Origin of the sequence: Streptomyces sp. BV286 (assembly GCF_019090165.1) — a bacterium.
Lineage (GTDB): Bacteria > Actinomycetota > Actinomycetes > Streptomycetales > Streptomycetaceae > Streptomyces.
Genome location: NZ_JAHRIB010000125.1, coordinates 1 through 9,909, shown reverse-complemented (window position 1 = coordinate 9,909; position 9,909 = coordinate 1). Strand labels below are relative to the sequence as shown.

The 9,909-nt window shown below is 72.0% G+C and carries 6 protein-coding genes; 1 reads left to right on the top strand and 5 read right to left on the bottom strand.

The features are described from left to right. Window positions 1-503: 503 nt before the first annotated feature. Together KUF83_RS16570 and KUF83_RS16565 are read right to left on the bottom strand one after the other, a co-directional pair. Window positions 504-2,144 (bottom strand): ABC-F family ATP-binding cassette domain-containing protein, encoded by a 1,641-nt coding sequence (locus KUF83_RS16570; protein WP_217455459.1) that lies wholly within the window; start codon window positions 2,142-2,144, stop codon window positions 504-506. A gap of 81 nt (window positions 2,145-2,225) precedes the next feature. Continuing rightward, complete coding sequence (locus KUF83_RS16565) at window positions 2,226-3,245, bottom strand: oxidoreductase (RefSeq protein ID WP_217455458.1); 1,020 nt, start codon at window positions 3,243-3,245, stop codon at window positions 2,226-2,228. A gap of 66 nt (window positions 3,246-3,311) precedes the next feature. Between KUF83_RS16565 and KUF83_RS16560 the strand changes: the two genes are divergently transcribed. After that, window positions 3,312-4,271, top strand: a complete 960-nt coding sequence (locus KUF83_RS16560; protein WP_217455457.1) for an FAD-dependent oxidoreductase — start codon at window positions 3,312-3,314, stop codon at window positions 4,269-4,271. A 130-nt stretch (window positions 4,272-4,401) separates the two neighbouring features. Here KUF83_RS16560 and KUF83_RS16555 read toward each other — a convergent pair whose 3' ends face one another. From KUF83_RS16555 to KUF83_RS16545, 3 genes are all read right to left on the bottom strand, one after another. Then, window positions 4,402-6,108 (bottom strand): BCCT family transporter, encoded by a 1,707-nt coding sequence (locus tag KUF83_RS16555; protein ID WP_217455456.1) that lies wholly within the window; start codon window positions 6,106-6,108, stop codon window positions 4,402-4,404. A gap of 88 nt (window positions 6,109-6,196) precedes the next feature. After that, the gene (locus tag KUF83_RS16550; RefSeq protein WP_217455455.1) at window positions 6,197-7,474 is read right to left on the bottom strand and encodes a M14 family metallocarboxypeptidase; all 1,278 of its coding nucleotides are present in this window, start codon (window positions 7,472-7,474) and stop codon (window positions 6,197-6,199) included. Further along, window positions 7,474-9,441: a Xaa-Pro dipeptidyl-peptidase gene (locus tag KUF83_RS16545; RefSeq protein WP_217455454.1), complete on the bottom strand. Its 1,968-nt coding sequence runs from the start codon at window positions 9,439-9,441 to the stop codon at window positions 7,474-7,476. Before KUF83_RS16545 ends, KUF83_RS16550 begins: the two co-directional genes overlap by 1 nt. Window positions 9,442-9,909: the final 468 nt, after the last annotated feature.

Below are 9,909 nucleotides of genomic sequence, written 5' to 3'. Positions count from 1 at the left end.
CCCCAGCAGCGGGAGCGGCAGCAGCGGCAGGGCCGCTCCGGCGGCGGGGGCGGTGGCGGTGGCGGCGGTTCGCGTCAGGCGCCGCCGCCCGGCAACAGCGCGATGGCGGACGCGCTGCGGCGTGCGGGGCTGGCGGACCCGGGCAAGGGCAAGCGCTGAGCAGTCGGCCCGGGCGTTCCGGTGACACCGGGGCCCGGGCCGGCCCGCTCCACCCGCCTGGGATCCACCCTCCGGGGCCACCCGCCGGGGACCCACCTGCGTGGGCTGCGGCAAGACGATCGGCGCAGCACGGCCGCCCGGCGGGGAGGGCTCGTGCCCTCAGGGCGGGCGCTACGGGGTGGCTCCCATGGTGGGGGCCGCTCGTGCAGAGCGGGCCGCTGGGCTGACGCGGGCCACTCGTGGCTGGTGCGAGCCGCTCGTGCCTGGTGCGGGCCACTCGTGCCTGGTGCGAGCCGCTCGTGGCCGGTCGCGCGGTTCCCCGCGCCCCTTGCGGGGCGCTCCGGTCAGTGTTCCGTGACCTTGCCCGCCGCGACTTCCAGACGGCGCGTGGTGTGGACCGCGTCCAGCATGCGGCGGTCGTGGGTGACCAGGAGCAGCGTGCCCTCGTACGAGTCGAGGGCCGATTCGAGCTGCTCGATCGCCGGGAGGTCCAGGTGGTTCGTGGGCTCGTCGAGGACCAGGAGGTTGACGCCCCTGCCCTGGAGGAGCGCCAGGGCGGAGCGCGTGCGTTCGCCCGGGGAGAGCGTGGCCGCCGGACGCAGGACGTGTTCCGCCTTGAGGCCGAACTTGGCCAGCAGCGTGCGGACCTCGGCGGGCTCGGTGTCGGGGACGGCCGCGCAGAACGCGTCGAGCAGGGCCTCCGGGCCGTGGAACAGCTTGCGTGCCTGGTCGACCTCGCCGACGATCACGCCCGAGCCGAGGGTGGCGTGGCCGGAGTCCAGGGGCACCCGGCCGAGGAGGGCGCCGAGCAGGGTCGACTTGCCCGCGCCGTTCGCGCCGGTGACGGCCACCCGGTCCGCCCAGTCGATCTGGAGCGTGGCCGGGCCGAAGGAGAAGTCACCCCGCCGGACCTCGGCGTCGCGCAGCGTGGCGACCACGGCGCCCGACCGTGGCGCCGACGCGATCTCCATCCGCAGCTCCCACTCCTTGCGCGGTTCGTCCACCACGTCGAGCCGCTCGATCATGCGCTGGGTCTGCCGGGCCTTCGCGGCCTGCTTCTCGCTGGCCTCGCTGCGGAACTTGCGGCCGATCTTGTCGTTGTCGTTGTTCGCCTTGCGCCGGGCGTTCTTGACGCCCTTGTCCATCCAGGAGCGCTGCATCTGGGCGCGGCCCTCGAGCGCGGACCGCTTGTCGGCGTACTCCTCGAAGTCCTCGCGGGCGTGCCGGCGCGCCACGTCCCGCTCCTCCAGATAGGCCTCGTAGCCGCCGCCGTACAGGGTGATCTGCTGCTGGGCCAGGTCCAGTTCGAGGACCTTGGTGACCGTGCGGGTGAGGAACTCGCGGTCGTGGCTGACGACGACGGTGCCCGCGCGCAGACCGGACACGAAGCGTTCGAGCCGCTCCAGACCGTCCAGGTCGAGGTCGTTGGTCGGCTCGTCGAGCAGGAACACGTCGTAGCGGGACAGGAGCAGGGAGGCGAGTCCGGCGCGGGCGGCCTGGCCGCCGGAGAGGGAGGTCATCGGCTGGTCCAGCCCGACGGTGAGGCCGAGCGTGCCGGCAACCTCCTCGGCCCGCTCGTCGAGGTCCGCGCCGCCGAGCGCGAGCCAGCGCTCCAGGCTGTCCGCGTACGCGTCGTCCGCGCCCGGTGCTCCGTCGACGAGCGCCTGCGTGGCCTCGTCCATCAGCCGCTGGGCCTCGGCGACGCCCGTGCGGCGTGCCAGGAACTCCCGGACGGTCTCGCCGGGCCGACGCTCCGGCTCCTGCGGCAGGTGACCGACGGTCGCGGCCGGCGGGGAGAGCCGCAGCTCGCCCTCCTCGGGCTTGAGCAGCCCGGCGAGCATCCGCAGCAGGGTGGACTTGCCCGCGCCGTTGGCACCGACGAGACCGATCACGTCGCCGGGCGCGACCACGAGGTCGAGCCCGGCGAAGAGGGTGCGGTCGCCGTGGCCGGCGGCGAGGTTCTTGGCGACGAGAGTGGCAGTCATCAGGGAGCCGATCCTAATCGCCGGGTTCGCGGGCCCGCGCCGGGGATTCCGTCGGACCGGCACCGGACCGGCACCGGCTTCTCAGCGGGCCATCGCCTCCACCAGCACGCTCCCGGATGTCCGCGCCACGATGAACGACTCCCCTCTGGTCGCCTTCGCGTCCAGCGGCAGCCGGTGACGCCCCGCCTCCAGCACCCCGTCGAAGACCTCGTACATGTGTGTCCGGTAGAGGCGGTCGAGGCGGTAGGCGGTCAGCTGGACCCGGCAGGTGGAGGTGACCTCGACGCCCGCCTCGCCGTCGGCGGCGACCAGCCGGGTCAGGCGGCGCAGTTCCCGGGGGCTGCGGTCCAGGGCGTTCTCTATCTGGGCGACCAGGAGCGGGACGATCGGGGCCAGCCCTTCGACGTACGCGACGTCGACTCCGGCGTGGTCGAAGGACTGCCGTACGACGGCACGTTCCTGCTCGGTGACGGCTCGCCCGAAGGCGACGGCTCCGTAGGTGCGCAGTTCGTCGACGGGGATGTCGGTGGCCTCCCGGGTGATGTCGGCGCCGATCCCGATGATGCGCAGGGCTGCGGCGAGCTTGGCGAGGACGGCGGCGCGGGCGCCGATGAGCAGGACCCGGCGGCGTTCGCCCGCGGTGCCGGTGAGCAGGGAGCCCAGGGCGGCACGGTATTCGTCGCCGCGGAAGCGGAAGGGGCCGATGCCGTGATAGCCGTTCCGCTCCAGATCCGCCTGTTCGTCGGTCTGCCAGGCGAAGTCGCGCCACACGAAGTCGTCGTCGTGCCGGTCGATCACGGCGGTCACGGCGCCGCACCCGAGGTCCTCGCACTCGGGGCAGCCGTAGATGACGTACCGGCCCCCCTCCAGCGGAGGGTCGGCTTCCAGCAGCAGGCTGCGCACCTGGGCGGTGAAGATCGCGGGGGGTACGTCGGAGGCGAGGGGGGACACGGCGTCGAGGTCGGAGAGCTGGTACAGCAGCGGGCGTCCGTCGACGATGAAGTCCACGAAGTCCCGGTGCGCTTGGTAGTCACCGTTGGCAAGTACTCCACCGGCACGCATCGCCGGTGCCAGGCCGAAGGTCGCGTACTCGGCAGACATGCTGTGAGTATCCCCAGCTTCGGCGGACTCTGAGCACGGCATGACACATTCCGCTACCGTCCCCGCGTGGCGGAAGACCGAAGCGGTGACGTGATCGTGGTGGGCAGCGGTGTCATCGGGCTCACGACGGCCCTCGTTCTGGCCGAGAGCGGCAGACGGGTGCGGATCTGGGCGCGGGAGCCCGCCGAGCGGACCACCTCGGCGGTTGCGGGCGCGCTGTGGTGGCCGTACGGCATCCGGCCGGAGACGCTCGCCCGCGCATGGGCCCTGCGCTCGCTCACGGTGTACGAGGAACTGGCGGAGCGGCCCGAGGAGACGGGCGTACGCATGGTCGAGGGCGTACTGGGTGGCACGCGGCTGGACGAACAGGGCGCGTGGGCAGCCGCCCGGCTGCCGGGGCTGCGGGCGTCCACGGCCGAGGAGTACGCGGGTGAGGGGCTGTGGGCGCGGCTGCCGCTGATCGACATGCCGGTGCATCTGGGGTGGCTGCGCGAGCGGTTCCTGCGGGCCGGGGGCACGTTCGTGACGCGCACCGTGACGGATCTCGCCGAGGCCCGGGCGGCGGCGCCGGTCGTCGTCAACTGCGCGGGCCTCGGGGCCCGTGCGCTCGTACCGGATCCGGCGGTACGGCCGGTGCGGGGGCAGCTCGTCATCGTGGAGAACCCGGGCCTGCGTACGTGGCTCGTCTCGGCCGACGCGGCGACGGGGACGACCACGTATCTCTTTCCGCAGCCGGACCGGCTGGTCCTGGGCGGGACCGCCGAGGACGACGAGTGGTCGCTGACGCCCGACCCGGCGGTGGCCGCGCGGATCGTCGAGCGGTGTGCGCTGCTGCGGCCCGAGGTCGCCGGGGCGCGGGTGCTGGACCACCGGGTCGGGCTGCGGCCCTCCCGGGACGCCGTGCGGCTGGAGCGGGAGGTCCGGCCCGGTGGTGGGGTGCTGGTGCACAACTACGGGCACGGTGGGGCGGGGGTCACGGTGGCGTGGGGATGTGCGCGGGAGGCGTCGGAACTCGCCTGCGGCTGATGTGCTTCGCGGGGCGCCCTGAAGGGACGCCCCGCGAAGTAAGGAGAGGGCCGCGGGCCGGTGGCGCGGACTCCCGCGCCACCCCGGGAACGAAGGTCTCGCCCGTGCCCGGTCGTCGGCCGGCCGGCTCTCAGCCGTGGTCGTGGCCCAGGGGGTCGCCCTCCGTCTCTGTGCCGGCGCCCGGGCCGACCCTGATCTCGAAGTCGCCGTCGTACTTCTTGTGGCCCTCGATCACGGCGAGCGAGACGGCCTCGGTGCCCATTTCGCTGCGCACGATGACCGGGTCCCTGCGCAGGTCCCGCATGAGGGAGATGCACATGCCGATCATCACGAGGACGAAGGGTGCCGCGGCCAGGATCGTGAGGTTCTGCAGGCCGGTGAGCGCGTTGCCCTCGGTGCCGACGAGCAGCATGATGGCGGCGACCGCTCCGGTCACCACGCCCCAGAACACCACGACGAGACGGCCGGGTTCGAGGGCGCCCTTCTGGGAGAGCGTGCCCATCACGATGGACGCGGCGTCGGCGCCCGAGACGAAGAAGATGCCGACGAGGATCATCACGAGCAGGCTGGTGGCCGTCGCGATGGGGAACTCCTGAAGGACGCCGAAGAGTTGTCCCTCGGGGGTCGCCTCCTTGGCGAGCGCGCCGCCCTCCTTCAGCTTCATCGCCGTACCGCCGAAGACCGCGAACCAGACGAGGCTGACGGTGCTGGGCACGAGGATGACGCCGCCGACGAACTGCCGGATGGTGCGGCCCCGGCTGATGCGGGCGATGAACATGCCGACGAAGGGCGTCCAGGAGATCCACCACGCCCAGTAGAAGACGGTCCAGCTGCCGAGCCAGTCGGCGACGCCCTCTCCCCCGCTGGCCTCGGTGCGGCCCGCGAGCTGCGGCAGGTCACCGAGGTAGGAGAAGAACGAGGTGGGCAGCAGGTCCAGGACGATGATCGTGGGGCCCGCGACGAACACGAACAACGCGAGCACCAGCGCCAGCACCATGTTGATGTTGGACAGCCACTGGATGCCCTTCTCGATGCCGGAGACCGCCGAGGCGACGAACGCCACGGTCAGCACGGCGATGATCGCGACGAGCAGACCGTCGCTCACCTTGTCCATCCAGTCCAGCTCCGTGAAGCCGGAGCCGATCTGCAGGGCGCCGAGCCCCAGCGAGGCGGCCGATCCGAAGACGGTCGCGATGATGGCGAGGACGTCGATCACCCGGCCCACCGAGCCGTTCGCGTGCTTCTCACCGATGAGCGGGGTGAAGACCGCGCTGATGGTCTGGCGGCGGCGTTTGCGGTAGGTGCTGTAGGCGATGGCGAGGCCGACCACCGCGTAGATCGCCCAGGGATGCAAGGTCCAGTGGAAGAGGGTGGTGGCCATCGCCGTCTCCATGCGTTCCGCGGAGTCGGCGGGCGTGGTGCCCGGCGGGGGTGTCGTGTAGTGCGAGAGGGGCTCGCTCACGCCGTAGAACATCAGGCCGATGCCCATGCCGGCGCTGAACATCATCGCGACCCAGGACACGGTGCGGAACTCGGGCTCCTCGCCCTCCGCACCGAGGTGGATCCTTCCGTAACGGCTGATCGCGAGCCACAGTGCGAACACCACGAAACACGAGGCGGCGAGCATGAACGCCCAGCCACCGTTGTGGATGAGCCCGTTGAGCATCTTCGAGGAGGCGGATTCCAGGGAGTCGGTAGCCACCGACCCCCAGATCACGAACGCCACGGTGAGCGCGGCCGTCACGCCGAACACCACCCGGTCCGTCTGGGGGCGGGAGTCACCGGGGACGCCGGACGGATCGCCCCGGCCTCCTCTTTCCTTCAAGTCGTCGGTCATCGGCGGCACCTTCCCTGGAAACCGTTCGGACACACATTCCTGGTTGTGTGCCTACGACCTACCACAGGTACCGCCGATCTCAACCGCCTCAGCAGCGGGTGTCGGGCTCCCCGACCGTCAGGTGGTACGGAGCGCGTTCGTCGAGCAGCAGCGGGACGAGGCCGCGCAGGGACTGGCGCAGCGGTACGCGGGCGCCTTCCCCCTCGTGTCGCACCGCGACGCCGTGCAGGGCGAGCTCGTCCCCGACGTCCGCGTACTGGGCCGCCGTGAGCCGGTAGGCGCAGGGCGGGTCCCCGATGGTCTCGGACGGTTCGGCCGGGTCGTTGTCGGCTCCTCCCACGTAGACCGGTCCGGTGTCCCGGTAACCGGCCAGCCGGGCCGCGGACGTGGCCGACCCGATCGGGCCGCGCCGCTTGTCCGTGAACGCGAACAGCCCGTCCAGTGCGGCCAGTTGCGAGTGGACGCGGCGGCGGTTGTTGAGCGCCTCGTCGGCCTTCTCGGCCTCGGTGACGGGGTCGACGCGGCTCTCGATGAGCAGCCCGACGCCGTGCTTGATGCCGGACATGTTCCGCAGGATCCGCTCCTGTCCGTCGCCCGCCACCTGCCGGATCGGGTCGCCGGTCGCCGGGTCGGTCCAGATGCCGTACGTCCCGGTCGAGTAGCCGGCGGCGCGGGCGGCGGGCCGCACGTACGCCGCCGACAGGGTCTGCGCCTCGTCGTGCACGGCCGGATCGGTGTTGAGGTTGCGCGGCCAGAGGTCGAAGAGGTCCTTGTCGTAGTACGGGGGCGTGGCTCCGTACTCGTGGAGGTCGTAGATCACGTCCGGCTCGCGGTCACGGACGACGGCGGCCATGGCGCGTGCCTCGGCCGTCCGCAGCGAGAGGTGGTCGCGGTTGATGTCGACGCCGTCGCTGTTGCCGCGGGTGTCGGCGGCCCGGCCGTCCGGGTTGGCGGTGGGCACGACGAGCAGCGTGGTGCGGTCGAGGAACTTCCGCGTGGCGGCGTCCTTCGCGTACGCGAGATCGCGGACCGTCGTCAGGCAGGCCTCACGTCCGGAGGGTTCGTCGCCGTGTTGGCTGCACACCAGCAGCACGGTGGTGGCCGCGTGCCGGTTGCCGACGCGGACCAGCTGGAGCGGGCGGTCCTGTTGCGTGGTGCCGATCCGGCCGACCGAGACCCGGCTGCTCGCCCTGTCGACGGCGGCGAGGAAGGCCCGCTCCTCGGGCTGGGTGGTCCAGCGGGCCCCGTCGGTCCGTTCGAAGCCGGTGCGGGGCGGGCTCGGGGACGCGTGGGCGGGTGTGGTCAGGAGGGGCGCGGTGAGCACCGCCGCCGTCAGCACGACGGCGGCGGTACGGCGGGGCGTCATCAGAGGGTGCCTCCGAGGCCGGGGACGCGGTGCGTGGTGTGCGGCTCGCCGACGCCGTCGAGGGTGGCGTCGGGGTTGACGTGCGAGGATCCCGCGGTGGCACGCGCGAAGGCGGCGGCGCCTCCGACGAGCGGCACACGGGCCGTCGTACGGGACAGGTCGAGCGTGAGCGTCGGGGTGCTCGACGGAGGGTCGATGAGACCCTCGTCGGTGCCGGCGACGATCAGCGCGAGGCGGTGGCCCTTCGGGACGACGTGGTCACTCGCGTGCAGGTCGAGAGTGATGGTGTAGCGCTTGCCCGGGGTGAGCGGCACGCCCTTCGTGTCGGAGGCGTGGTTGCCGAGGTCGGCCCAGCCGCGGCTGAACACGGTGTGGTCGACGTCGGCGGTCTTCGCCCGTGTCTCCTTGTAGCAGGAGCTGTCACCGGTGGTGCTCGGACCCCAGCAGGTGCGGTCGGTGAGCGTGGTGATGCCCTCCCCCGCGGCGGAGTAGTCGCGGATCGTGTCCGGGCCGAGGTCGACCAGGACCGCGGAGAGGTGGGCGGTCGAGGTGGTCGGTGTGGCGGTGACGGTCACCTCGGAGGAGCCGGAGAGGCGGACGTCGCGGGTGAGCGGCTTGGTGATGAACCCGGCCTTCGCGGACGTCGACCGGTCGACCTGGGCGGCCCAGTCGGTCTCGTCCTGCTGCGGGTCGTCGGTGAACGTCTCGGTGCCCTTTCCGGTACGCAGTCCGAGGGTGCCGACGCCCGCCTGCGCGCCCTTGGCGGGCCGCAGCTTCACGGTGTCGGTGCCGCGCGGCGGCCAGACGTTCGAGGTGACCCACTGATCGGGGGCGCGCTCGATGTCGGCCATGGGTTCGTCGTCGACGCCGTTGTCGTAGCCGAGGAGTTCGTGGTCGAACCAGCGGTGCAGCGTGTCGGCCCAGTCGGCGCGGCGGAAGTCGAAGGGGTCGACGTGGCCGGTCTGGGACAGCCAGATCTTCCGGTCGACGCCGGCCTTCGCGAGACCGTCCCACCACTGGCCGAAGTGCTTGGGGCGCACGTTCAGGTCCTGCATGCCGTGGATGACGAACACGCTGGCGTCGACCTTGCGGACGTCCTTCACGTAGTCGCGCTCGCTCCAGAACCTGGTCCGGTCGCCGGTGCGCGGTGCCCCGTCGACGATCTCCTGCTGGACGGCGGCGCACCTGGCGCGGGCGTCGGGGCTCTCGACGTAGTCGGACAGCCAGTCGGGGCCCGAGTCGTAGAGCGGGGCGCCCTTGGCGAAGTAGTAGTCGTACCAGGAGGAGATGGCTGCGATCGGGACGATCGTCTCCAGGCCCTCGACTCCGGTGGCGGCGACACCGTTGGCGACGGTCCCGTCGTAGCTCTTGCCGATCATGCCGGTTTTCCCGTTGGTCCAGCCGGCCTTGGCCTTCGTGGTGCCCGTGCGGGAGGTGTAGCCCCTGCCCCGGCCGTTCAGCCAGTCGACGACGGCCTTCGCGGACTGGACGTCGGAGCGGCCGCCGACGTCCACACAGCCGTCGGAGCGGTTGGTGCCGGCGAGGTCGACGCCGACGAAGGCGTAGCCGCGCGGCACGAAGTAGTTGTCGTAGTACAGGGGCATCTGGACGACGTCGCCGTTCGCGTCGTACGTCTTGCGCTGGCTCTCGTTGCCGCGCCCGCAGCAGGAGTAGTAAGGGCTGGCGTCCATGATCACGGGTATCCTGCGGCCCTGCTGGGCGGGTTCGCGCGGGCGGACGATGTCGACGGCGACACGGTCGGTCTTCCCGTCGCTGTCGCCGTCCAGCCCGGTGTCCACCCAGACCGACTCGCGGATCGCGTTGTCGTACGAGTAGACGGGGGCGCTCTCCCGTGGAGCGCTCTGGGCGGCAGCAGGGGTGAGGAGCGTGGCCATCAGCGCGGCGGTGGCCGCCGTCGCGAGCGATCTCCAGGTGATGAGGCGCTTGTAGCGCGCAGATGTCCGCATGCGCGGAAGGTACTCCGGTCAACTCCTGTGCAAAAGAGGGCCGGTTGGGGTGCGTGGGATGACCGGCCGAGGTATGGCTTGAAAGGTGCGTCGGACGGGGTCGCTCATGTCGACCGATGGGCGACCGTGTGACACCTTGCGGCCTTCGCGGCATACACGGAGAGGCTGTCGCGGAGGAAACGCCGTGGTGGAGGCGTCGGGAGAGCCGCTCGCGCCGCTGTCCGACACCTGACTCCACCGGGCGTCGAAGCCGGCAGCAGCGGTGGCTCGGCCGTCTCGATCGAGCCGCGGGGGCAGGGCGTAGGGCGCAGGGTGCAAGGCGCTCCGCGGAGAGGGCTGGGAATCACGCCGGTGGGCCGGCGGGCCTCATGCCGGCGGGCTGGTGGGCCGGTGGGCCGGCGGGCCTCACGCCGGTGGGCCGGTGGGCCGGCGGGCCTCACGCCGGTGGGCCGGTGGGCCGGCGGGCCT

Bases quoted from the DNA above. Each gene is read 5' to 3' on its own strand.
- KUF83_RS16550 (WP_217455455.1), bottom strand. From the start codon at position 7,474: ATGACGCCCCGCCGTACCGCCGCCGTCGTGCTGACGGCGGCGGTGCTC.
- KUF83_RS16545 (WP_217455454.1), bottom strand. From the start codon at position 9,441: ATGCGGACATCTGCGCGCTACAAGCGCCTCATCACCTGGAGATCGCTC.
- KUF83_RS16565 (WP_217455458.1), bottom strand. From the start codon at position 3,245: ATGTCTGCCGAGTACGCGACCTTCGGCCTGGCACCGGCGATGCGTGCC.
- KUF83_RS16555 (WP_217455456.1), bottom strand. From the start codon at position 6,108: ATGACCGACGACTTGAAGGAAAGAGGAGGCCGGGGCGATCCGTCCGGC.
- KUF83_RS16570 (WP_217455459.1), bottom strand. From the start codon at position 2,144: ATGACTGCCACTCTCGTCGCCAAGAACCTCGCCGCCGGCCACGGCGAC.